Genomic DNA, 22,896 nt, shown 5'->3' on the forward strand with positions numbered 1-22,896 from the left:
CGCGCGCCTACTTCGCGACGGTGGCATCGGTGCCGGCCAGCCTGTCGTCCCACTCCTGCATCGTCTCGGGCGGCGTCGGGGCGGTGAACGCGCTGGCGACGAGATACACGATCAGGCTGGCGCCCAGGCCGTAGTAGATCGGCTCGTTGGCGAGCACGTCCCCGACGATCGCCATGGTGGCCAGGGTGACGACGGTGCCCGCCGCCATCGACCAGATCGCCCCGGTGCCGTTTCCGCGCCGCCACACGAATCCGCCGAGGATCGCCACGAGCAGGCCGCCGACGAGGATGTCGTAGGCGACGGTCAGTGCCGCGACCACATCGTTGAGCGATGCCGCGATGACGATCACGATGATCCCGAGGATCAGCACGTACATCCGATCGGAGTGCACTTCCTGCTCGGACTCCGGGTCCTCCGTGGCCGGCCGTCGGCCGATCAGCCGCAGGAGCAGCGGTTTCACGTCGGTCTTCGCCACGGTCGCCGTGGCGATGAGTGCGCCGGACGCCGTGGACATCATCGCGGCCACCGCGGCGGCGAGGACGATGCCGCTGATTCCCACCGGGAGGATGGATTCGGCGATCTGGGCGTACACGTCATCGCTCACCTCGACATCGGTGAGGAACGTCGATGCCGCGGCGCCGATCACCGCACCGGCGACGCCGTACAGCAGGCAGTAGATGCCCGCCGCGGTGCCGCCCCACTTGGCCACACCCGGTGAGCGCGCGGTGAACACGCGCTGCCAGATGTCCTGCCCGATCAGGAGTCCGAACGTGTAGACCACGAAAAAGGTGATGATCGTCGACGTGCCGATGGTGCCGAGGCTCAGGGCCGCGTCGCCCGCGCGCTCCCGGATTCCGTCGAACCCTCCGGACCGGTGCCAGGAGAAGGGCAGCAGCAGGAAGAACACCCCGATGGTCTTGAGCACGAACTGGACCATGTCCGTCAGCGTGATCGACCACATGCCGCCGATCGAGGAGTACAGCAGCACGATGACGCCGCCGATGACGATGGAAACGGTGCGGCTGGTGTCGAACAGGACGGTGAAGATGGTGGCGTAGGCGATCGTCGAGGTCGAAGCCAGCATCAGCGTGTAGGCGCACATCACCACGCCCGAGGCGCCCGTGGCATCGAGTCCGTAGCGCAACTGGAGCATCTGCGAGACGGTGAACACCCGCAGCCGCTGAATGTGGCCGGCGAAGAACAGGCTCAGTACCAGCACGCCGACGGCGATGGCGACCACGAGCCACATTCCCGAAAGCCCGTACTTGTAGCCGAGGCCCACGCCGCCCACCGTCGAGGCGCCGCCCAGGACGACCGCCGCCATCGTGCCGGTGTACAGCGCCGGGCCCAGCCGACGCCCGGCCACGAGGAAGTCCGTCGAGTCCTTCGTCCGGGACCTTCCCCAGAAACCGAAGGCGAGCATCGAGGCCAGGTAGACGACGATGATGATGATGTCGATCGGCTTGCCCATCGGGGTCTCCTAGCGGTGGGTGGGGGCGAACATGGAGAGCAGAGCGGGGAGGACGATCACGGCGGGTCCGTCGGTGCGGAAGCTGGCCGCCACGGCCGCGCCCACGTCCTCGAGCGAGGTCAGCTGCGCCGGTACCCCGAAACTGCGTGCCAGGGCGACGAAATCGGGCCGCGCGAGCTCGGTGGCGGTGGCACGGCCGAAGGTGTCCGTCATGTATTCGCGCAGGATGCCGTATCCGCCGTCGTCGATGATCAGCCAGGTGACATCGGCATTGTGCTGACGGGCCGTCGCGAGCTCCGCGATCGAATACATCGCACCGCCGTCGCCGGACACGGCGAGGGTGCGTTCGCCGGTGCCGACGGCCGCGCCGATCGCCGCGGGGAAGGCGAAGCCGAGGCCGCCCGATCCCTGCGCGGAATGGAACCCGCCGGCGCGAGGGTCCCAGGCCGACCACGCCCAGTACCCGGCGATCGTCATGTCCCAGAAGGTCTGCGCTGCAGCGGGAACGGCGAACCGGAGATCCTTCATCAGTCCGAGCTCGACGGCGAGGTCCTGGCTTGCCAGCCGGTTCTCGACCGCGCGGCGAAGTCCACTCGCGATCTCCGGCCCCGACGACGTGCCGCGCCGTGTCACGCGCTCGGCGATCGCGGCGAGGGCCTGCCCGGCGTCGGCGTGGATCGCGAGCGCCGGGTGATTGGCTTCGAGCACCCGCGGTTCGGCGTCGATGTGGATCAACCGCCCGCGCGGGGCGAACGTGAAGTAGTTGCTGGTCACCTCGCCGATCGCGGTGCCGACCGCCACCAGCACATCGGCGTCCTCGAGGAGTTCGGTGGTGTGCCTGTCCTCGATCCACGAAGCGGCCGACAGCGGGTGGTCGAAGGAGATGGCCCCCTTGCCGCCCACCGTCGAGACCACGGGGGCGTCCAGTGCTTCCGCGAGTGCGACCAGGGCCTCCGGTCCGCCCGCGGACCGTCGCACTCCGCCTCCGGCCAGGATCACCGGGCGCTCTGCGGTATCGAGCAGTGCGGCCGCGGCCGCGACGAGCTCGGCCCGCGGCGGCCGTTCGGTCTCCACCGCGATGACCGATGTCACCGGCGGAACGTCGGTCGCTTCGAGGAGCACGTCCTCGGGGATCTCGACCCAGGTGGGGCCGGTGGGCGCAGACCGGGCGAGAGACCAGGCCTCGCCGAGCAGGCTGGGGATCTCGGAGGCGCGCCGCGCCACCGCCGTGCTCTTGGTGACGTTGATCGCGCTGCGCTGCTGGTCGTCGAGCTGGTGCAGCATGCCGCGCCGCAGCCCCAGGCCGGCGCGGGGCACCTGGCTGGTGATGACGAGCAGCGGCACGCCGGTCGCGTACGCCTCCTGCAGCGCGCCGAGGGCGGTGAGCGCTCCTGGGCCCGTCGACAGGAACAGCACCCCGACCTCCCCGGTCGCCCGGGCGTATCCGTCGGCGCCGAAGGCGGAGTTGTTCTCCACTCGCGAGCTGACGAACTCCAGGTCGCTCCGACGGATCGAGTCGAACAGCCCCAGTGCGTGCTGTCCGGGAATGCCGAAGATCTTCGACGCCCCGAGCGCGGCCAATGTCTCGACCACGACATCGCCTCCATTGCGGCTCTTCACGATCCCTGCTCCTCACGCCGCGAATTTCGGATCAACTTAAGGTCGGGCACCGTGCACCGCAAGCACTTCGCGCGTAACGTCCAGATTTCCGGTCATGATCTGCCTGTTGGACAGGACGCGCGTGTCAAAATTGTTTCGATGCGTACGCTTCGATTTCGATTCTCCTGCGCAGCCGTGCTGAAAGATCTTCGGCACGATTTCCGGGATGGAGGCGATCCGGATGGACGAGATCGATGAGGCGATCGTCGAACTGCTCGAGGTGGACGGCCGGCTCTCGCACCGGGCGATCGCCCAGGGGGTCGGACTGTCCCGGTCCGCCGTGGCGGTCCGGGGTGCAGCGCCTGATCTCGTCGGGGCAGGTGATCGTTCGCGGCGCGGTCCATCCGGCGGTCCTCGGGCGTGGTGTGCAGGCCCACGTGAGCATGGTTCTGAACGGCCCGATGGAGGCGGCCGTGTCCGCGATCTCCGCGCGCGATGACGTCCCCTTCCTCTCTCTCGTCAGCGGACCGTTCGGCCTCGTCGCCGAGCTGCGCGCCCCGACGAGTCACGACATCGCCGCGGCGATCGCCGTACTGCGCGGGCTGCCCGGGGTGGCGAGTGCGGACACGGTCAGCTACACGGAGGTGATCCGCGATGTGATCGGCCCGGTGGGCGAGGTGCGGGCGCGCGTGGACGACATCGACCGGGCGCTCCTGGTCGAGCTGCAGAACGACGGCCGGGCCTCCTACGTCGATCTCGGCGCGGCGGTCGGACTGACCTCCGCGGGTGCCCGCCGGCGGGTCCTCGCGCTGACCGAGACGGGGGTCGTGCGGGTGGGCGCGGTCGTCCGGCAGTCGGGGCGGGACCGGCAGAGCGCCATGGGGATCGGCGTGCGGCTGGCCGGCGGAGACGACGGCGTGACGGCGGCCCTCGCGGAGATGCCCGCGGTGATCTTCCTCGCCCGCGCGTTGGGCCGGTACGACCTGGTGGCCACCGTCCGGACGTTCTCGACCACGCAACTGCTGGACGCGCTCGATGCTGTGCGGGGCCTGCCGGGGGTGCGGGCGGTGGAGAGCTGGACGCACCTGAAGATCGTGAAGGAGGACTACGCCTCGGGTATGACCCCGAACGCCTGAGGCGACGCGGAGCCACCGAGGAACCCGTCCGGCCGACGCCCGCGGTGTGCGACACTGGGGAGAAATAGAACACGTTTCACCGAAGGGGTTGCCGATGTTCGAGTGGTCCGAGGAAGACCTGATGGTGCGGGACGCCTTGCGCGCGTTCATCGATAAGGAGGTGCGCCCGCACGTCGACGAGCTCGAGACCGGGGCGCTGCCGCCGTACGACATCACCCGCAAGATGCTCAAGACCTTCGGTATCGATCAGGTCAATCGGGAGGACCTCGAGGCGGAACTGGCCGCCGAGGAGGCGGGGGAGAAGCCCAAGGCGGGCGGCTCCAGCACGCTGAGCTCGTCGATGTTCCTCATCCTCAACGTGGAGATGGCCGGGGTCAGCCTGGGGCTGATCGGATCGATGGGCGTGAGCATGGGGCTCACCGTCTCGACCATCAAGTCCCGCGGCACGCTCGCGCAGAAGAAGCGTTGGCTCCCCGAGCTGGTCACGATGGAGAAGGTGGGTGCCTGGGCGATCACCGAACCGGACAGCGGCTCCGATGCGCTGGGCGGTATGAAGACCACGGTGCGCCGCGACGGCGAGGGCGGCTACATCCTGTCCGGGCAGAAGACCTTCATCACCAACGGTCCGCACGCCGACACGATCGTGGTCTTCGCCAAGCTGGACGAGGGTGACGGTACGCCGATCCGGGACCGCAAGGTGCTCACCTTCGTGCTGGACGCGGGTATGGAGGGGCTCACCCAGGGCAAGGCCTTCAAGAAGATGGGCATGATGAGCTCGCCCACCGGCGAGCTGTTCTTCGACCGGGTCAAGCTCGGGCCCGACCGCCTGCTCGGCGAGACCGAGGAGACGCCCGGCGGTGGCGGCGCGTCCGCCAAGGCGGGCTTCACCGCCGAACGGATCGGCATCGCCGCGCTCAGCCTGGGCATCATCAACGAGGCGCAGCGGCTGTCCATCGACTACGCCCGCACCCGCACGCTGTGGGGTCAGGAGATCGGCACGTTCCAGCTGATCCAGCTCAAGCTGGCCGAGATGGAGATCGCGCGGATCAACGTGCAGAACATGCTGTTCACCGCGATCGAGGCGTCCCGCGCGGGCAAACCGCCCACGCTGGCGCAGGCGTCGGCCATGAAGCTCTACAGTTCCCGCGCGGCCACGGAGGTGGCGATGGAGGCGGTGCAGCTCTTCGGGGGCAACGGCTACATGGCCGAGTACCGGGTCGAGCAGCTCGCTCGTGATGCGAAATCGCTGATGATCTACGCCGGCAGCAACGAGATCCAGGTGACCCATGTCGCCAAGGGATTGCTGCGCGGCGAGTGAACGGCAGATGGAGTGCCGGTAGCGCGACGATGACGTTTCCTTGACGCGAAAACGGTTGCATCGGTCGATGGTCCGCGGTGATACTGGATTCAGTCAGTACCTCGCTAGGTGAGGCTCCTGCGCGAACACAGGCCACTGATCCGACGACGTCGAGAGACGCCCAGGGTTAGGACAGATCTTCCCGGATTAAGGGTTGATCCGAAGTGGCTTCCCGGACACGGGATCACGTCGCGTAGTGCCGAAGCCCGACGAGAGGGGTGCGAGACCGGTCGACGCGCCGTCGACGGGTTCTTGGCTTCTTCGTCGTCGCAGGTGCGGGCGCAGCACATCGACGATGCGACGAAGGAGGTGAGGACGGATGCCGTCCGGCGATAGTCCGTATTCCAGACCGGGGCAACGCCCGGTCCATCGAATCCTGTTCCACCCCACCACGCATCGCTCGTGTAGTTGATGCGTCCGCGGGGTCTTCACGAAAGGTGAAACCATCATGTTCGCATTCGCACGTCGCGTCCACGCCCGCTGGACCATGACGCCCCAGGAGCGGCACAACCTGCGCCTCGCCAGCACGCCGCTCGCCGTCATCTCGGCCTCGCTCGGCGCGCACCCGCGCAGCTACGGCGCCTGAGCGGCAACGGAACGGCCGGCCTTCGAGACTCGAAGGCCGGCCATTGTCGTCAACGCACGATCAGGGGCGATCAGGGAATGGTGATGACCTGGCCCACGTTGATCAGATCCGGGTTCGCGATGCCGTTGATCTGCGCGATCTCGGTGTAGCGGTTGCCGTCGCCCAGGTACTGCTCGGCGATGGCCCACAGGGTGTCGCCCGAGGCGACGGTGTGGGTGCGCGGGGCCGGGGGAGCGGCCGGGGCCGGCGCCTCGGCGGCGACGGGCTCGGGCTCCGGAGCGGCCTGGCGAGCCGGCGCCGGCTGGTCGGTGGCGGTGTTGGAGGCCCACTTGTCGGCGTCGCCCGCGTACACCACGAGGTTGCGGTCGTCCTGCAGGACGAGACGGTCGGCGCCGGAGCCCTCGGTCTGGGTGGACCAGACGCCCTCGCCGGCACCGTTGTAGAGCACGAAGTTACCGTCGGTCTGGAAGTTGGCCCGCTCGACGCCCTTGCCGTCGGTCCCGCTGGCCCACACCACGGTGCCGGCGCCCTCGGTGAGCACGAGGTTGCCATCGCTCTGCAGGGTCAGCGTGTAGCCGCCGTTGAGGGAGTCCAGGGTCTCCCCGAGGCCGAGCTGGTTACCTGCGCGAAGCACGTCGGTCATGTAAATCCCCTTAGTTGTACTTGGTGTACATCGATGCCCGCGGATGCGCGCACGACTAGAGGATAGCGATCTTCGGCGACAATTCAGCGAATGGGAATCATGCAGTCGGAAAATTTGTTGGAGGGGTCATGGCGACCACAGAATTGACTGCAGAGCAGTTCGACCAGACCGTGACCGGCAACGACATCGTGCTCGTTGACTTCTGGGCCTCGTGGTGCGGCCCCTGCCGCGCCTTCGCGCCCACCTTTGAGAAGGCATCCGAGACCCACCCCGATGTGGTTTTCGCGAAGGTCGACACCGAGGCGGAGCAGGGCCTCGCAGCCGCCGCGAACATCCGCTCCATCCCCACCCTGATGGTCTTCAAGAAGGGCAACCTCGTCTACAACGAGGCCGGCGCGCTCCCGCCCGCCGCCCTCGAGGACCTCATCGCCCAGGCGAAGGCGCTCGACATCGAGCAGGCGGACTTCAGCGGCGCGTCGGATACGCCCGCGGAGTAATCGCCCCGGCCAGGCGCCGTCGTAGATTCCACGGCGCCGCCGCGAACGCCGCCCCCATGGCAGCGGCGGTCGCGGCCGGTCCCGAACGTGCGGACAGGAATGCCCGCACGTGCCGGTCCGGCAGCCCGAAGAAGACCTCGAAGAACGCCCGCTGCTCCGCGGGCTGCATCCCGAGCAGCGCTCCGAGCGCCGCCGCACGCAGGCGGTGCGCGGCCAGATCCGAGACCCCCACAGGGGAGCGTCCCGACGCAACGGCGTCGACCGCATCGTCCGCGAAGGCCAATGAGGCCGCCACCGAGTAGCCCGTGGCCGGGTGCAGCGTGGTACCCCGCACCCCGACGCCGCACCACGACGATCCGCGGCGCGGTCCCCGCTCCAGGAGCGGGAAGTCCACCCGCTCGTGCACGTCCGCCGCGGCGAGTCCGCGCTCCGCGAGCCGGGCACGCAACCGCGCCTCCAGCGCGTCGACGGTGAGCGCGGGCGCACCGGCCAGGCAGGTCTCCTCCACCAGCACCGCATCGGGCGTCACCCGCACCGCGTACAGGAACGACGCCGGCTCACCCGCGCCGACGCCCGGCGCCGGCCGCCAGTCCATCCACACCTCGTCGTACTCGCCCGCGGGCACCAGAACACCCGCGGCCGTCTGCCGCGGACCGTCCGCGCCGGGACCGGGGCCGCGTGCGTCCACCACGAAGGCGCCGCCGTGCCCGCGACGGTCGGCCGGCTCGGCGTGCACTCGCACACCGTCGAGCGGTAACGCGTCCTGCAGCCGATCGGTGTCGAGCACCGCGTACTCCCGGCCCAGTTCCCGGCGCGAACCCGCGACCACCGCGGGGTACGAGCGCGCGGCGATCACCGCGTCCGGTAACCACCGGGGCGCCTCGTCCGACCACATCCCGAACGTGCGGCGCCACCGGGCATCCGGTGCGGGATCGTAGGCGCGCACCGTCATTCCCGCCGCGGCCGCGCGGTGCGCCACCGCCCTTCCCGCCGGGCCGAGGCCGAGCACCACGAGATCGGTCACAGCGTCGCCCCCAGCAGCGCGAGCTGGGTGCGGTTCGCACAGTCCAACCGCGTCATCAGCGCCGAGACATAGCCCTTCACCGTGGATTCCGCCAAGAACAGGCCGGCCGCGATCTCGGCGTTCGAGGCTCCGCGGGCCAACTCCCGCAAGACATCCCGCTCTCGCGCGCCCAGGGCGTCGAGCCGGGGATCGCGCCGCGGCCGGTCGTCCGCCAGGCGCACCAGCCGGGCCAACGCATCGGGGGAGAGCAGGGAACCGCCCGCCGCAGCCGTCCGCACTGCGGACGCCAGCAGCGCGGGCTCGGCGGTCTTGACCACGAATCCCGCGGCGCCCGCGGCCAATCCGTCCACCAGCACGGCGTCGGTGTCCAGCGTGGTGATCAGCACCACCGCGACCGGCGGATCCAACTCCCGCAGCGCGCGGGTGGCCACGATGCCGTCGACACCCGGCATTCGCACGTCCAGCAGCGCCACCTGCGGCGACTGCGCGATCCCCGCCTCCACCGCCGCCGCGCCGTCGGCCACCGCGGCCACCACCTCCAGGTCCGGCTCCGCGGACAGCACCGACCGCAGGTACTCGCGCACGATCGGATCGTCGTCCGCCACCAGCACGCGCACCGTCATCGGGCCGGCACCGGGAACTCGGCCGTCAGGGTCCAGCCACCGTCGGGCGAGCGGCCGTGCACCAGCGTGCCGCCCACCAGCGCGGTCCGCGCGGCGAGCCCGCGCAGGCCTGTGCCGCTGCCGGTGGCGGCGAGCGGTGCATCGGCCGCGGCGGCGGGGTTGCGCACGCGGACACCGTGATCGCTCACCTCGACCTCGACCGGCGCGCCCGCGGCGTGCTTGCGGGCATTCGCCAGCCCCTCCTCGAGCACCCGCGTCAGGCAGTCGGCCGTCGCACGGGGGAGCGTGGTCGCGACCGCGCCCGTCAGATCGACCCGCTGGCCCGCCTCGCGGGCGCGGCGCACGGCCTCGGAGATCGCATCGTCGAGTTCCCCCGCCTCCGTGACGCCCTCGACGGCCAGCGATGCGGCAGGTGCATCGGAGGTCTGCAGGCCCACGACCACCCGGCGCAGATCGGCCAGTGCGGCCTGCGCATCCGCCTCGATCCCCGGTGCCTGCGCGGCACGCGCCGCGAGCACGATCCGGGTCAGCCGAGCCGTCGCCAGATCGTGGAGCTGCGCGGCGAGCGCGAGTCGCTCATCGGCGCGGGCCTGCCGTACCGCCAGCGCCCGGCGCTCCCGCTGCGCCGTCCGCAGCCGCACCCACAGCCCGGCGGTCGTGCCGCCCAGCACCGGGGCGAGCGCGCCCAGCGCTCCGAGCAGGGACTGCGACGAGACGGCGACCGCCACCGCGAAGGCCGCGAACGGCGCGAAGGTGAGTGCCGCCTCGCGGCGGTCCACCACGGACTGCGCCGCAGCGGCCGACAGCAGCGAGACCGCCACCGCCACCCAGACGGCGGCGCCGCTCGCCGTCGCCTCCGCCCACGGTCCGAGCACCAGATAGCAGGCGGTCGCGGCCGCGACCGGCGCGGCGTACGGGGGCCGCACGGCGCCGGTGACCGCCGAGGCCGCCAGCATGGCGGCGACTCCCAGCCACAGTCCCGCGCCCCGCAGCTGCGGGAACAGCACCCACACGAACGCCGTGGTGCCGACCGCGGTGGTCGCCAACAGGATCCCGTGCGTCAGGCGCGAGGCGGACGAGGACATGTGCCCATCGTAGGGAGCCGGCACGGGCCCGCGGCACCTACTTTCGTCGGTCCTACCGCCGCCCTCCGGCGCTACCGGCCGGACCGCCGCCGGGAAACGCTGAGTGACATGAATCCGCCCGCCGTCGCCCGCACCCCACTGGCCGTGGTCACCGTCGCCGTGTTCGCGGTGATGGTGATCGGCAGCCGCAACTACGGCTACTTCTTCGATGAGGCCTATTTCGTGGTGGCCGGCCGCGACCACCCCGCCGCCGGCTACTTCGACCAGCCGCCCCTGGTCCCGCTGCTCGCGGGCGCGCTCGACTCGCTGGCCCACGGGAACCTTGTGGTGCTCCGTCTGCCCGCCACCCTCGCGGTCACCGCGATCACGCTGCTCTCCGGCCTGATCGCCCGCGAACTCGGCGGCCGCGGGTGGGCCCAGGTGTTCGCCGCCGCCGCGGTCGCGATGTCGCTCGTGAGCTCCGTGGGGCATTGGCTGGCCACCTATTCGCTCGACCCGCTGTGGTGGACGATCCTGTTCTACCTGCTGGTGCGCTGGACCCGTACCCGCGACGACCGGTTGCTGCTGCTCGCCGGTGCGGTGACCGCGTTGTCGCTGCTCACCAAGTTCCTGGTGCCCGCGCTGTGGATCGCGGTCGCGGTCGGGGCGCTGGCCTGTGGCCCACGGCGCCTGCTCACCCGGCCCGCGCTCTGGGGAGGAGCGGCGATCGCCGTGGTCGCCGTCGTGCCCACACTGTGGTGGCAGGCGGGGCACGACTGGGCGTACACCCGGATGGGCGCCGTGGTCCGCGCCGAATGGCCCGGCGGCGCGGGTTTCGCCCTGGTGGGATTGTTCGGCGCCGGCCTGCTGATCGGGCTGCCGCTGCTGCTGGCCGGGGTGGTCTCGCTCCTCCGGTCGGGGCGGTACCGCTACCTCGGCGTGGCGGTGGTGCTGGTGGTGGCCGCGATCGTGCTCACCCACGGCCGCGCCTACTACCTGGCCTCGGTGTACGCACTGCCGATGGCGGCCGGTGCGGTCGCGGTGCAGCGGTGGGCCGCGAACCGGATCGCCGGACGGACGGTGCGCCGCCGAGTGACCGCCGCGGTCGCGGCGCTCGTGCTGATCGCCTCGGCCGCGTCCTGGGTGTGGTCCTCACCGGTGTGGCCGCAGCAGGTGGCGCAGCGGCTCCCCGCCGCCCCCTTCCGCGCCCCGGCGAGCATGGTGATCGACGGTGACACGATGCTCCAGGAACTCGGCCACACCGTGATCGACGCCTATCGCAGCCTGTCCCCGCAGGAGCGGCAGAACCTCGCGATCGTCGCGGAGAGTTACCCGTTCGCCGCGGCGGTCGACTTCTACGGACGCGATGCCGGGCTGCCCCGCGCCTACAGCGGCCATCGCGCGTACTACTACTTCGGGCGCCCGGCCGACGACACGGCTGCCGTGCTGTGGATCGGCGACCCGTCCTCCGTGCTCGACGGGGCGTTCACGCACCGCCGGGCCGTGCAACCGCCCGGCGCCGAGGGCGATCCGGTCGCCCAGCTGTACACCGGCCGCACTCAGCCGTGGGCCACCCTGTGGGAAGCGCTGCGCGCACAGTGACGCCGTGACCGGCCGGTCAGTAGGGTGTCCAGTGTGATTCTCGCGAGCATCCCCAGCCCGGCGCAGGGCGTATGGCACCTGGGGCCCGTCCCCATCCGCGCCTACGCACTGTGCATCATCGCCGGCATCATCGTGGCCTGTTGGTGGGGCGACCGGCGGTGGGTGGCGCGCGGCGGCAAGCCCGGCCAGGTGGTCGACGTGGCCGTCTGGGCCGTGCCCTTCGGCCTGATCGGCGGTCGGCTCTACCACGTGATCACCGACTTCTCGACGTACTTCGGTCCCAACGGCCGGGGCTTCTGGGCGGTGTTCCGGATCTGGGACGGCGGCCTCGGCATCTGGGGCGCGGTGGCCCTCGGCGGCGTCGGCGCCTGGATCGGCTGCAGGCAGATGGGGATCAAACTCGGCCCCTTCGGCGACGCCATCGCGCCGGCGATCATCGTGGCGCAGGCCATCGGTCGCCTCGGCAACTGGTTCAACCAGGAGCTCTACGGCGCACCGACGAACCTGCCGTGGGGCCTGGAGATCTTCGAGCGGGTCAACGACGTGGGTGACCGCGGGCCCGATGTGCTCGACGGCCGCAGCGACGGCATCGTGCTCGCCGTCGTCCAGCCCACTTTCCTGTACGAGCTGATCTGGAACCTGTTGGTGGCGGCCTTCCTCGTGATCGTCGACCGCCGGTACCGGATCGGCCACGGGCGCTTGTTCGCCCTGTACGTGGCCGGGTACTGCCTGGGCCGCTTCTTCATCGAGATGATGCGCGACGATCACGCCACGCAGATCTTCGGCATCCGGATCAACGTCTTCACCGCGGCCATCGTCTTCGCGTGCGCCCTCGCCTACTTCGTGACGGCCCCGAAGGGCCGGGAGGACTCGGTCTTCGTCGACGGCCCCGAGACCGCCACCGAGGCGGCGGTCACCGCTGGTGAGGCGGCTGATTCCGCGAGCGGCACCGAGCCGGAGAAGGCCGTGGCGGACGGCGCGGAGGATTCTCCGGATGATCCCGGAGTGAACGTTGCGGAGATTTCTACTGACGGGTTAACCAGTGAACCCGTCGAGCGGAAATCGGAGGACTAAAGTGTCTGTAGTGACTCGTCGAACCAAGATCGTCTGCACCCTCGGACCCGCCGTCGCCACCGATGAGAAGGTCCTTGCTCTCGTCACGGAGGGCATGGACGTCGCGCGGCTCAACTTCAGCCACGGCGAACACGCCGACCACGAGGTGAACTACAACCGCGTGCGTGCCGCCTCCGATTCCACCGGCCGCGCCGTCGGCATCCTCGCCGACCTCCAGGGGCCGAAGATCCGCCTGGGCCGGTTCGCCGGCGACGGCCGCACCGTCTGGGAGACCGGCGAGACGGTCCGGATCACCGTCGACGACGTGGTGGGCACGCACGACCGCGTGTCGACCACCTACAAGGAACTGGCGCAGGACGCCCGCCCGGGCGATCGGCTGCTGGTCGACGACGGCAAGGTGGGCCTGAAGGTCGTCACCGTCGAGGGCAACGACGTGGTCTGCGAGGTCACCGAGGGCGGCCCCGTGTCGAACAACAAGGGCGTCTCGCTGCCCGGCATGAACGTCTCGGTGCCCGCGCTCAGCGAGAAGGACATCGAGGACCTCGAATTCGCGCTGCAGCTGGGCGTCGATTTCATCGCGCTCTCCTTCGTCCGCTCGCCGGCCGACATCGAGCGCGTGCACGCCGTGATGGACCGGGTGAACCGCCGCGTGCCCGTGATCGCCAAGCTGGAGAAGCCCGAGGCCATCGAGAACCTTGAGGCCGTGATCCTCGCCTTCGACGCGGTGATGGTTGCCCGTGGCGACCTGGGCGTGGAGCTTCCGCTGGAGGAGGTGCCGCTGGTGCAGAAGCGGGCCATCCAGATCGCCCGGGAGAACGCCAAGCCGGTGATCGTGGCCACGCAGATGCTCGAGTCGATGATCGAGAACAGCCGCCCCACCCGCGCCGAGGCGTCCGATGTGGCCAACGCGGTGCTCGACGGTGCCGATGCCGTGATGCTCTCCGGCGAGGTGTCCGTGGGCAAGTACCCGATCGAGACGGTGCAGACCATGGCTCGCATCGTGCGCGCGGTGGAGGAGGGCGGACCGTCGGTGCCGCCACTCAACCACGTGCCCCGCACCAAGCGCGGCATCATCTCCTACGCGGCCCGTGACATCGGCGAGCGGCTCAATGCCAAGGCCCTCGTCGCCTTCACCCAGTCGGGCGACACGGTGCGCCGCCTCGCGCGGCTGCACACCCGGCTGCCGCTGTTGGCCTTCACCCCGTTGCCCGAGGTGCGCAGCCAGCTCGCGCTGTCCTGGGGCACGGAGACCTTCTTGGTCGCGGGCGCCGACAGCACCGACGCGATGATCCACCAGGTGGACCAGTCGCTGGAGGGCATCGGCCGCTACTCCAAGGGCGACCAGGTCGTGATCGTGGCCGGTGCACCCCCCGGGACCATCGGCTCGACCAACCTGATCCAGGTGCACCGGATCGGCGAGGACGACCACTAACCACGACCAGTACGCTCAACTGTATGACCGACACGCTCACCGACTTCGACGCGTTCCTGGGCACCCTGGAACTGGCCGATCTCGGCGACGACACCTTCGCCGGGCGGCACCCGGTGAAGGTGGCGCCGCGCACCTTCGGCGGGCAGATCCTGTCCCAGGCGATCGTCGCGTCCGGCTCCACGGTGCCCGGATCCCGGGACTCGCTGTTCCTGCACGCCGCCCACACGCACTTCATCAACGGCGGCGACGTCACCCAGGACATCGAGTACCGGGTGACCCGGCTGCGCGATACCCGCAACGTGGCCAACCGGATGGTGTCCGTGGAGCAGAACGGCACGGTGCTGGCGCTGATGCAGCTCGCGTACCAGACCGATGCCCGCAATCCGCTGGTGCACGGCGACCCGGCGCCGCAGGTGCCCGCGCCCGAGGGGCTGCCGAACATCCAGGACACCCTCAAGGGCTACGAGGACGTCGTCACGATGTTCGTCGAGGCCCCGCAGCCCATGGACATGCGGTTCACCAACGATCCCGCCTGGATCGCCAAGGGCAAGGGGCTCGTCCAGGAGGACAACCGGGTGTGGATCCGCGCGGCGGGTGATCTGCCCGACGATCAGGTGATCCACGACGCCGCCCTGGCGTACGCCTCGGACACCACGATCCTCGACTCGATCATCACCCGGCACGGCCTGTCCTGGGGTTTCGACCGGATCATGGCGGTCACCCTGAACCAGTCGCTGTGGTTCCACCGCCGGGTGCGGTTCGACGAGTACAACCTGTACGCCTCGCATTCGACGGTGGCCGACGGCGGCCGCGGCATGTCCAACGGGCAATTCTTCGATCGTGAGGGTGTACTGGTAGCCAGCACCACCCAAGAAGGCGTCCTCAAGTACTTCCCGGCAAGGAGCGCGAAATGACCACCCCCGAGACCACCGAGTCGGAGACGCAGTCGCAGTCGAGCCCGATCCCTTCGGTTCCGCAGGGCACCCCGGGCCACGACTGGCGTGCCGGCCTGCCCACCGCGCAGCCTCCCGGCGCTCAGCAGCCGTGGCGCCGGCTCGGGCCGGGCAACCGCGGTTGGGTCGTGGCCGTCACCGTGATCGCCCTGGTGATCCTCGGCGTGGCCTCGCTGTTCGCAGTGGGCATCGGATCGGTGTCCTCCGCGTTCACCGCGAAGGGCGTGGTCGTTCTCGATCCGTCGCAGTTCTCGGCCACCCAGCGCGGCTGCTCCGGCGAGGGTGTCGCGAGCGGGGTCGAGGAGGGCGGCACGATCTCCTTCCAGGACGGCGACACCCAGTTCGACGCCCAGCTCGGCCCGGGCACGCTCAAGCAAGGCCGCTGCCAGGTGCCGTTCAACCTCTCGACTGTGGACTCGTCCACCAGCCGCACCTACTCGGTCACCGTCGGCGGTGTCCGCGGCACGCCCGTCAGCGGTGACGAGCTGATGAGCGGCAACACCGTCGTCGTGTACGTGGCGCCGCGCTGACCGGCTGCACCGATACCGCCGTGCGCCGCACCCGTCCGCGGCTCGGCGCACGGCAGATCACCGAGGCGGCCGCGCTCGCGGATGTGGCGGCGGCACTCGTCCTGATCTCCCAGGTCTTCCCGCTGCTGGTGGGTCTCGCCTTCGCGGCCTGCCTACCGTTCGGCGTGGTGGGCCTGCGGCACACCCTCCGTACCTGCGCGCTCGCGCTGGTGGTGGGGGTGTCGATGGCCTTCCTGCTCGGCGGCATCGCCCCGGTGGCGCTCACCATCGAGACGGGCCTGGTGGGACTGCTCCTGGGTGCGTCCATCCGGCGCGGCTGGTCGACGGGGCGGCTGGTGCTCAATTCGTTGCCGCTGCTGGCGATCCCGTCGTCGATGTTCGCGGTCCTGCTGCTCGTGATCTTCCCCGGTGCGCGGGATCTGATCTTCAAGATCACCGGCTCCACCATCACCGGCTTCGCGCGGATCCTGCGCAACATCCACCTCGGCTTCCTCGGCGACGCGATGGTGGCGCTGTGGGAGTGGGCGCTGCGGTGGTGGGTGCTCACGGTGCCGGCCGTGCTGATCGTCGCCGTGCTCGTGGTGGTCTGGTTCGCCCGGGTCATCTTCGGTGCGCTCCTCACGCGGGCCGATCGGGTACTGCCGCGCGCCACCGGGCATCTCGCCGATCTGGTGGACGACGATGCGGGTGATCGCACCGTGGGACCGGTGCCGATCCGGATGCGGGACGTCACCGTGCGGTACGGCGACCGCACGGCGCTCACCGTTCCCGAGCTCACCGTCGAACCGGGGGAGTTCCTCGCCGTCACGGGCCGCAACGGCACCGGTAAGTCGACGCTGACCCGCATCCTGGCGGGCGCCGAGCCCACCTCGGGCGCCATCGAGCGGCCGGGCGATCCGGGGCTCGGCGACCCGGGCGGCACGGCGGTGGTCTTCCAGCGCCCCGAATCCCAGGTGCTCGGCGTGCGCGTGGGCGACGATGTGCGATTCGGCCGCGACCTCCCCGAGGGCACCGATGTGGAGGCGCTGCTGGACCGCGTCGGGCTCGGCGGGATGGCCGAACGCGAGACCGCCACACTGTCCGGCGGCCAGTTGCAGCGGCTCGCCGTGTCTGCGGCGCTCGCCCGCGACCCTGGCCTGCTGATCAGCGACGAGTCCACCGCGATGCTCGACGCCGAGGGCCGCACCTCGGTGCTCGGCCTCATGCGGGACGTCGCGGCGTCGGGAACCACCGTGGTGCACGTGACCCATCACGAGTCCGAGGCCGCCGCGGCCGACCGGGAGGTGCGGCTGGGTCCGCCGCGCACCGACGCCGCCGCGTCCACTCGGACCGTGCGCGCCGGATCGGCACGTTCCCGTGCCCGCGGCACCGTGGAACTGCGGGGTGTCTCGCTCATCCGCGACGGCGGGACCCCGTGGGACCGGCCGGTTCTCACCGATCTCGATCTCACCGTGCCGGGCGGTACCGCGCTGGCGATCACCGGCGACAACGGCGCCGGCAAGTCCACGCTGGCGTGGCTCATCGGCGGGCTGCTGGAACCCACCTCGGGCACCGTCACCGTCGACGGTCGGCCCGTGGTCAACGGCCGCGGCCAGGTGGTGATCGGCGTGCAACACGCGCGCCTGCAGGTGCTGCGCGACACCGTCTTCGACGATGTGGAGGACGCCTCCGGTGCCGACGAACGCGGAGTGCGGTCCGCGCTGGCGCTGGTGGGGCTGGACCCGGACGAGTTCGCCGAGCGCCGCGCCGACGAGCTGTCCGGCGGCGAGCAGCGGCGCGTGGTGCTGGCCGGGCTGCTCGCATCGAAGCCCCGCGTACTGGTGCTGGACGAGCCGCTGGCCGGCCTCGACGACGATGCCACCGTGCGGATGACGGCGGCGCTCGCGGCCGCGAAGGCGTCGGGCACCACGCTGGTGATCGTCACGCACGATATGGAGCCGCTGCGCGGTGTGGTCGACGATGTGCATCACGTGACCGCGTCCACCGAGGAACCCCGGCCCGGCCGGGCGCGGGCGCATCTGCCGCAGTTCGGCGATGTGGTGGGACGGCCACTGCCGCAGGCGAACACCGCCCGTGAGGTGTGGGCAGGCACCAAGCTGGTCGCGCTCCTCGCGATGGGCGCCGTGATGGCGGTGCGCACCGACTGGTGGACCATCGGCGCCTCCGCGCTGCTGGTCTTCGGCTGGTTCCTGCTGGCCGGCGCGCCCTGGCGGGCGGTGCCGAAGCTGCCGCCCTTCTTCCTGTTGTTCGGTCTGGTCAGCCTCGTGCTCACCGGCCTCGGCAGCGGAGCGACCACGGGATCGCTGTTCGGGATGGAGATCAATCTCTCGGGTGTGGACGTCTTCTTCCGCGGCCTGGTCTCGGTGATGGTCTCGCTGTTCGCGGCCCTGCTGTTCTGTTGGACCACGCCGCTCGGCGACGTCCCGGGCTTCCTCCAGACCTGCCTCAACCGCCTCGGTGCACTGGGCTCGCGCGGCGTGGCCTTCGCCTCGGCGCTCGCCCTCGCCATCCGGTTGGCGCCGCTCGCGCTCGCCGAGGTGCGCACCATGTGGGGCCTCGCGCGGCAGCGACGGCCGCTGCGCCGCAACGGCACACCGCGCGGCCTCACGATCGAGGCGATCCTGGAACTGCTCCTGCTGGCCACCGTCCAGTCGTGCCGCCGGGCGGGGGAGTTGGCCGATGCCATCACCTCCCGGGGCGGTCTGGGTGTGGTCGCCCGGCCCGACCGCGGACCGCGGCGGCTCGACGGTGCGGTGCTCGCCGTGGTGGTCGTGGTGCTCGGTGCGGCGTACGGGCTCGGGGGCGTGTTCCCCGCGATGGTGCCGTAACCCGTGGTCGGTAGCGCGCCGCCGGTCGTGGTGAACTAGAGCGGTGACCACCGTTTCGACCAGCCGCAGCTGGCAGCCCGTGCTGACCTATTCGCTGATCGCCGTCAACGTGATCGCCTTCGCGTTCAGCGCGAAGGCCTCCGGCAGCATTCAGTACAACATGTCGGCACCCGAGGTCCGCGAGCTCGCGTTGTCGGAGGCGGCCACCGCGAACGGCTGGTGGTGGACCGCCATCACCTCGGGCTTCCTGCACTTCGGACCCATCCACCTGCTGGTGAACATGTACTCGCTGTACGTGCTGGGCCGCAGCGTGGAGCAGGTGATGGACCGCGCGCACTACGGCGCGATCTACGCGATCTCGCTGCTCGGTGGCAGCGCCTCGGTGCTGTGGTTCGGCCTGGAGGACACGATCACCGTGGGCGCCTCGGGGGCGATCTTCGGCCTGATGGGCGCCGAACTGGTGCTGCTGCTCCGGATGCGGATGAATCCCACCTCGCTCGTGGTGGTGATCGCCGCGAACGTGGTCGCGTCGATGATGATCCCCGGCATCTCGCTCATGGGACACCTCGGCGGGCTGGTCGCCGGCGCCGCCGTGGCGGCCGCGATGGTCTACGTGCCCGAGCTGCTGCCCCGCGATAAGCGCACCGCCAAGCAGATCCAGGCCGTGGGCTGGGCGTGCACCGGGGTGATCGCCGCCGTCGTGGTGGCGCTGATCGCGGTGCGGTTCGGCACCTACCCGGGTATCAGCAGGTACGTCGTCGACTGATCAGCCGTGGCGCTGATTCATCTCCCGGAGCCGCGCGTTGTACGCGGCGAGCGCGGCCTCGTCGTCGTCGACGTCCACGTCGGAACCGTCGCCGATCAGCGTGCCCCGGCGGGCGGAGTCGAGCCAGGTGCCCATGCCGCCGCCGCGCTTGCCGGTGGCTTCGGCGGTGATCCACTGGAAGGCGACGATCAGCAGGAGCAGCATCATCAGGCCGTCGCCGCCGAACCACATGATGGCGCCCGCGGCGGCCTGGTCCTCGAGCCCGGTGGGGCCCCAGCCGACCCGGGAGGCCGCGTATTCCGGCGCCAGTTCGGTGGAGGTCATCATCAGCGTGACGCCCACCAGGGTGTCCGGGCCCATGGCCAGCAGGAACGAGGCGAAGCGCAGCGGATGCGAGAGCTTGGTGGGGCCGCACAGCTCGTCGCCCACCAGCGGCAGCATGAACAGCCAGCCGGCGAACAGGTACACCGTGTACTCGGCGTTGCGCAGCCAGGGGGTCTCCAGGGCCAGGTCCTGGAAGCCCGTGAGGTGGGTGCCGATCAGCACCGCGGCGTACAGCGGCAGCCCGACGATGGGGCTGGCGAACACCCGCATCACGGGGTTGCCGAGCACCGCGCGCACGCGCCGGTCGCCCTTCTCTCCGGTGGCGGTGGCGAGCAGCCGGATGGGCTGCGCCAGGACCAGGAACAGCGGCACCACGGTGATCAGGTTGAGATGCACCACCATGTGCGCCCAGAACAGGTGCTTGGCCAGGTCACCCATCACGGTGTTGACCGAGAAGACGATCAGCGCCATGGCGATGAACCACGACAGCACGCGGGTCCACGGCCACGGTGAACCGGCGCGACGCGCGCGGATCACGCCGTAGCAGTACAGAATCGTCGCGACGATCATGAGAGCCGACACGACGGGGGTGAAGACCCAGGTATGGAGGATGGACGGCGCTTGCGTCGCCACTGCTGAGGGAGGCATCGCTGCCCGTTGTACCACCCCCGCCGAACTAATCCAACCGACGTGTAACAAAGCTTGAGGCAGGATCGATGGAGAGTTGAAGGTCCTGTGTCAGCTTGCCCGGGGATTCCCGGGTCAGACCGATGGAGAAGAGATGCCGAAGGTTCCCGAGCCCACGCCGCAAGAGGTGCGCGACTTCCTCAGCCCGATCTCGCATTGGTCGCATTTGAAGGCCAACGCCGAGGAGCAGTACCGCAAGACGATCCTGGCGGCCTATGCGGCCCGTATCCCGATCGTGCACATCGCGCGCTACACCGGCACGTCGCCGCAGGCCGTGAAGAAGGTCATCGACCGGCAGAACGACAAGTCGGCCGTCGACGGGACGCCCTCGTTCCCGAACACCCCGCGCGCGGGGTACTACCGGGACCAGGCGATGCCGCAGCGCCCGATGCGCGCCATCTGATCCGCGGTGAAGGACCGGCGGGCCGCTGTCAGGCCTTGCCGGACCCCTCGGTCTGACCGCCGAGCGTGTCGACCACCAGGTGCGCCACGGTGCGCATGTTGGTGCGACGGTCCATCGCGGTGCGCTGGATCCAGCGGAAGGCATCCGGTTCGGAGAGACCGTGCGCCTGCATCAGGATGGTCTTGGCGCGATCGACGAGTTTGCGGGTCTCGAGCTGCTCCGCGAGTGAGGTGACCTCGCGTTCGAGCGCGGCGAGTTCGGCGAACCGGCTGATCGCGATCTCGATCGCCGGCACCAGGTCGAGTTTGGTGAAGGGCTTGACGAGGTAGGCCATGGCCCCGGCCTCGCGGGCGCGTTCGACGAACTCGCGCTGACCGAATGCGGTGAGCATCACCACGGGTGCGATGCGCTCGCGGGCGATCTCCTCGGCGGCGTCCAGTCCGCTGCGCACCGGCATCTTGACGTCCATGATCACCAGGTCGGGGCGCAGTTCGCGGGCCTTGTCGACGGCGATCTGGCCGTTCTCGGCCTCGCCGACCACGTCGTAGCCCTCCTCGCGCAGCATCTCCGCGAGGTCCAGCCGGATGATCGCCTCGTCCTCGGCGACGAGCACGCGGTGCGCCGCCGGTTCGCGGTCCTGCGTCATGCGGTTCCCCTTCGGTTCGTGGGCGTGCACAAAGGCTACCGGGCGGGGCGAAAGGTGCTCGGACGTGCGCGGTACCGTCTACCCATGAACGTATTGAGTCTGGCTCAGTTGCGCGCTCGCGCGGAGAACCTCTGGGCGCTCACGCTGGGCGACGGCATCCGTCCCGTGGTGCACACTCCGCACGTCACGCTGGTCGAGGAGCCCCACCGCACGCTGCGCCGCTACGCCTCCGAGGAGGCCCGGGAGGCCGCTGCGGCCGCCGGCGCCGCGCCCGTGCTGCTGATCCCGCCGATCGCGGCACCCGCCTCCTGCTACGACCTCTCGCCCGAGGTCTCCGTCGTCTCGCACCTCGCGTCCACCGGCCGGATCGCCTACGTGCTCGACTTCGGTGAGATGGGCTACGGGGACCGGAATCTGGGTTTCGAGGACTTCGCGCTCGACATCATCCCGCAGGCCATCGCCCGGGTGCTGGAGGACTTCGGGGGCGGCACGGCGCCCCACGGTTCCGGCGTGGACCTGTACGGCTGGAGCCTCGGCGGCACGCTCTCCTTCCTCACCGCGGGGGCGTCGAAGCAGCCGATCCGGTCGATCGTCTCGATCGCGACGCCCCTGAACTACGACGCGCAGCCGCCGTACCCGTTGGTGCGCGCGCTCGCCCGGCCGGTCGACGGTGCGGGGCCCGGCGCGCTGTTCGGTCTGCTGGGCGGGATCCCCGCGCCGGTGGTGCAGGTGGCCTACCGTGCGACCTCGTGGGACCGGGAGCTGAAGAAGCCGAAGTTCGTGCTGGAGAACCTCGGTGACACCGAGAAGTTGGCGCGGATGGAGGCCATCGACCGGTTCCAGCGCAAGTTCCCCGGGTATCCCGGGAAGCTGGCGGCGCAGCTGTGGGAGCGGCTGATCTACCGCGGTGAGCTGGCGGCCGGGAAGGTGACGCTGGGGGAGCAGACGGTGGACCTGTCGACCATCGACGTGCCGATCCAGTTGTTCGGTTCGCACCGCGATGCGCTGTGTGCGTGGGACTGCGCCCGGCACGGGGTCGACCTGTTCAGTGGCTCGCCCCGGGTGGAGTTCGCGACCGTGGAATCGAGCCACCTCGGCCTGCTCGCCGGCCCCGATGCGGTGCGCGAGACCTGGCCCGTGATCGACGACTTCCTCGCCTCCGTGGACACCGAGGCGGGCGTGGTTCGCTGACCGGGTAAGCTTGCTCGGCTGGCCGTGCACGACGGCCGGCCGGACGCCCCCGTAGCCCAATTGGCAGAGGCAACGGATTCAAAACCCGTCCAGTGTGAGTTCGAGTCTCACCGGGGGCACTTCCGAGATACGAAAGAACCCGCAGGTAGATCGCCTGCGGGTTCTTTCGTCTTCGGGTTCAGAGCTGGTCGTGAGCACGTTTTGAGCACAGTTCGGTCCGATGCTTACGCGGAGAGGGTGGCTGCGCGGTCTAGTGCGACAGCGACGCTGTCGAGGTCGTCGGGGAAGAGATCCGCGTAGGTGTCGAGAGTGAGCCTGGCAGAGCTGTGGCCCAGCATTCTTTGAACAGCCTTGAAATGCGCGCCCGCGGAGCTGGCCAACGAGGCTGCGGTGTGACGCAGATCGTGCGGCGTCACACGGGGAAAGGGCGGCGTCTTCGCCTCGCCGTAGGATGGAGCCC

Annotated in this window: 22 protein-coding genes, 1 tRNA gene, 1 pseudogene and 1 riboswitch; of the genes and pseudogenes, 15 read left to right on the forward strand and 9 right to left on the reverse strand. The window is 70.2% G+C overall.

Going from position 1 to position 22,896, the window contains the following annotated elements; translation table 11 throughout:
* Nucleotides 1–7 precede the first annotated feature (7 nt).
* A complete protein-coding gene (locus ABD108_RS00555; protein WP_305112023.1) occupies nucleotides 8–1,471 on the reverse strand; it encodes a sodium:solute symporter family protein in 1,464 nt (487 codons plus the stop codon).
* A 9-nt stretch (nucleotides 1,472–1,480) separates the two neighbouring features.
* Entirely contained in the window at nucleotides 1,481–3,091 is a 1,611-nt protein-coding gene (locus ABD108_RS00560; RefSeq protein ID WP_343928953.1) for a thiamine pyrophosphate-binding protein, read from the reverse strand.
* 220 nt (nucleotides 3,092–3,311) lie between these two features.
* Between ABD108_RS00560 and ABD108_RS00565 the strand changes: the two genes are divergently transcribed.
* The 4 genes from ABD108_RS00565 (at nucleotide 3,312) to ABD108_RS00580 (ending at nucleotide 6,149) form a co-directional block, all read left to right on the forward strand.
* Nucleotides 3,312–3,569, forward strand: coding sequence for an AsnC family protein (locus tag ABD108_RS00565; RefSeq protein WP_343928954.1), 258 nt, complete (start codon nucleotides 3,312–3,314; stop codon nucleotides 3,567–3,569).
* A complete protein-coding gene (locus tag ABD108_RS00570; protein WP_343928972.1) occupies nucleotides 3,514–4,206 on the forward strand; it encodes an Lrp/AsnC family transcriptional regulator in 693 nt (230 codons plus the stop codon). Before ABD108_RS00565 ends, ABD108_RS00570 begins: the two co-directional genes overlap by 56 nt.
* Before the next feature lie 94 nt (nucleotides 4,207–4,300).
* Nucleotides 4,301–5,524 carry an acyl-CoA dehydrogenase family protein gene (locus tag ABD108_RS00575; RefSeq protein ID WP_343928955.1) on the forward strand — a complete coding sequence of 408 codons (1,224 nt, stop codon included), beginning with the start codon at nucleotides 4,301–4,303 and terminating at the stop codon, nucleotides 5,522–5,524.
* Nucleotides 5,525–5,617: 93 nt separating this feature from the next.
* A riboswitch (M-box (ykoK) riboswitch) is annotated at nucleotides 5,618–5,788 on the forward strand.
* Nucleotides 5,789–6,011: 223 nt separating this feature from the next.
* Nucleotides 6,012–6,149, forward strand: coding sequence for a hypothetical protein (locus ABD108_RS00580; protein WP_220655671.1), 138 nt, complete (start codon nucleotides 6,012–6,014; stop codon nucleotides 6,147–6,149).
* A gap of 70 nt (nucleotides 6,150–6,219) precedes the next feature.
* Here ABD108_RS00580 and ABD108_RS00585 read toward each other — a convergent pair whose 3' ends face one another.
* Nucleotides 6,220–6,792, reverse strand: a complete 573-nt coding sequence (locus ABD108_RS00585; protein ID WP_220655670.1) for a LysM peptidoglycan-binding domain-containing protein — start codon at nucleotides 6,790–6,792, stop codon at nucleotides 6,220–6,222.
* Between the two features lie 128 nt (nucleotides 6,793–6,920).
* Here ABD108_RS00585 and trxA point away from each other — a divergent pair, with 128 nt between their 5' ends.
* A complete protein-coding gene (gene trxA, locus ABD108_RS00590; RefSeq protein ID WP_220655669.1) occupies nucleotides 6,921–7,289 on the forward strand; it encodes a thioredoxin in 369 nt (122 codons plus the stop codon).
* On the opposite strand, the gene ABD108_RS00595 is transcribed toward trxA, so the two are convergent.
* Genes ABD108_RS00595 through ABD108_RS00605 form a run of 3 tightly spaced genes read right to left on the reverse strand, consistent with a single transcriptional unit; the run spans nucleotide 7,258 to nucleotide 10,021 of the window.
* The gene (locus ABD108_RS00595; RefSeq protein WP_343928956.1) at nucleotides 7,258–8,313 is read right to left on the reverse strand and encodes a lycopene cyclase family protein; all 1,056 of its coding nucleotides are present in this window, start codon (nucleotides 8,311–8,313) and stop codon (nucleotides 7,258–7,260) included. The genes trxA and ABD108_RS00595 overlap by 32 nt on opposite strands.
* Nucleotides 8,310–8,936: a response regulator transcription factor gene (locus tag ABD108_RS00600; RefSeq protein WP_220655667.1), complete on the reverse strand. Its 627-nt coding sequence runs from the start codon at nucleotides 8,934–8,936 to the stop codon at nucleotides 8,310–8,312. The genes ABD108_RS00595 and ABD108_RS00600 overlap by 4 nt, the downstream gene beginning before the upstream one ends.
* Nucleotides 8,933–10,021, reverse strand: coding sequence for a sensor histidine kinase (locus tag ABD108_RS00605; RefSeq protein ID WP_343928957.1), 1,089 nt, complete (start codon nucleotides 10,019–10,021; stop codon nucleotides 8,933–8,935). The genes ABD108_RS00600 and ABD108_RS00605 overlap by 4 nt, the downstream gene beginning before the upstream one ends.
* 108 nt (nucleotides 10,022–10,129) lie before the next feature.
* Between ABD108_RS00605 and ABD108_RS00610 the strand changes: the two genes are divergently transcribed.
* From ABD108_RS00610 to ABD108_RS00640, 7 genes are read left to right on the forward strand one after another with little or no spacing between them, the layout of a single operon-like run.
* On the forward strand, nucleotides 10,130–11,602 hold the full coding sequence (locus tag ABD108_RS00610; protein WP_343928958.1) for an ArnT family glycosyltransferase: 1,473 nt from the start codon (nucleotides 10,130–10,132) through the stop codon (nucleotides 11,600–11,602).
* Nucleotides 11,603–11,635: 33 nt separating this feature from the next.
* Nucleotides 11,636–12,676 carry a prolipoprotein diacylglyceryl transferase gene (gene lgt / locus ABD108_RS00615; RefSeq protein ID WP_425579748.1) on the forward strand — a complete coding sequence of 347 codons (1,041 nt, stop codon included), beginning with the start codon at nucleotides 11,636–11,638 and terminating at the stop codon, nucleotides 12,674–12,676.
* A 10-nt stretch (nucleotides 12,677–12,686) separates the two neighbouring features.
* On the forward strand, nucleotides 12,687–14,108 hold the full coding sequence (pyk, locus tag ABD108_RS00620) for a pyruvate kinase (protein ID WP_220655663.1): 1,422 nt from the start codon (nucleotides 12,687–12,689) through the stop codon (nucleotides 14,106–14,108).
* Nucleotides 14,109–14,131: 23 nt separating this feature from the next.
* Nucleotides 14,132–15,022 carry an acyl-CoA thioesterase gene (locus ABD108_RS00625; RefSeq protein WP_343928959.1) on the forward strand — a complete coding sequence of 297 codons (891 nt, stop codon included), beginning with the start codon at nucleotides 14,132–14,134 and terminating at the stop codon, nucleotides 15,020–15,022.
* Nucleotides 15,019–15,591, forward strand: coding sequence for a hypothetical protein (locus ABD108_RS00630; protein ID WP_343928960.1), 573 nt, complete (start codon nucleotides 15,019–15,021; stop codon nucleotides 15,589–15,591). Before ABD108_RS00625 ends, ABD108_RS00630 begins: the two co-directional genes overlap by 4 nt.
* A 20-nt stretch (nucleotides 15,592–15,611) precedes the next feature.
* Nucleotides 15,612–18,419 (forward strand): DUF2232 domain-containing protein, encoded by a 2,808-nt coding sequence (locus ABD108_RS00635; RefSeq protein ID WP_343928961.1) that lies wholly within the window; start codon nucleotides 15,612–15,614, stop codon nucleotides 18,417–18,419.
* A gap of 43 nt (nucleotides 18,420–18,462) precedes the next feature.
* Nucleotides 18,463–19,185 (forward strand): rhomboid family intramembrane serine protease, encoded by a 723-nt coding sequence (locus ABD108_RS00640; RefSeq protein ID WP_343928962.1) that lies wholly within the window; start codon nucleotides 18,463–18,465, stop codon nucleotides 19,183–19,185.
* Here ABD108_RS00640 and ABD108_RS00645 read toward each other — a convergent pair whose 3' ends face one another.
* On the reverse strand, nucleotides 19,186–20,157 hold the full coding sequence (locus ABD108_RS00645) for a cytochrome c oxidase assembly protein (RefSeq protein WP_343928963.1): 972 nt from the start codon (nucleotides 20,155–20,157) through the stop codon (nucleotides 19,186–19,188). It abuts the gene before it with no gap.
* 133 nt (nucleotides 20,158–20,290) lie between these two features.
* Between ABD108_RS00645 and ABD108_RS00650 the strand changes: the two genes are divergently transcribed.
* Nucleotides 20,291–20,599 (forward strand): type 2 periplasmic-binding domain-containing protein, encoded by a 309-nt coding sequence (locus ABD108_RS00650; protein WP_220655657.1) that lies wholly within the window; start codon nucleotides 20,291–20,293, stop codon nucleotides 20,597–20,599.
* A 28-nt stretch (nucleotides 20,600–20,627) separates the two neighbouring features.
* Here the strand turns inward: ABD108_RS00650 and ABD108_RS00655 are convergent, their stop codons facing one another.
* Nucleotides 20,628–21,245: an ANTAR domain-containing response regulator gene (locus ABD108_RS00655; RefSeq protein WP_220655656.1), complete on the reverse strand. Its 618-nt coding sequence runs from the start codon at nucleotides 21,243–21,245 to the stop codon at nucleotides 20,628–20,630.
* Between the two features lie 99 nt (nucleotides 21,246–21,344).
* Here ABD108_RS00655 and ABD108_RS00660 point away from each other — a divergent pair, with 99 nt between their 5' ends.
* Complete coding sequence (locus ABD108_RS00660) at nucleotides 21,345–22,436, forward strand: alpha/beta hydrolase (protein WP_425579751.1); 1,092 nt, start codon at nucleotides 21,345–21,347, stop codon at nucleotides 22,434–22,436.
* Nucleotides 22,437–22,481: 45 nt separating this feature from the next.
* A tRNA-Leu gene (locus ABD108_RS00665) sits at nucleotides 22,482–22,555 on the forward strand.
* Nucleotides 22,556–22,660: 105 nt separating this feature from the next.
* Here ABD108_RS00665 and ABD108_RS00670 read toward each other — a convergent pair.
* Nucleotides 22,661–22,858 (reverse strand): annotated as a pseudogene (locus ABD108_RS00670) (tyrosine-type recombinase/integrase); the annotation flags it as partial.
* Nucleotides 22,859–22,896 lie beyond the last annotated feature (38 nt).

Source organism: Tsukamurella strandjordii (assembly GCF_039525985.1).
Classification (GTDB): Bacteria; Actinomycetota; Actinomycetes; order Mycobacteriales; family Mycobacteriaceae; genus Tsukamurella; species Tsukamurella strandjordii.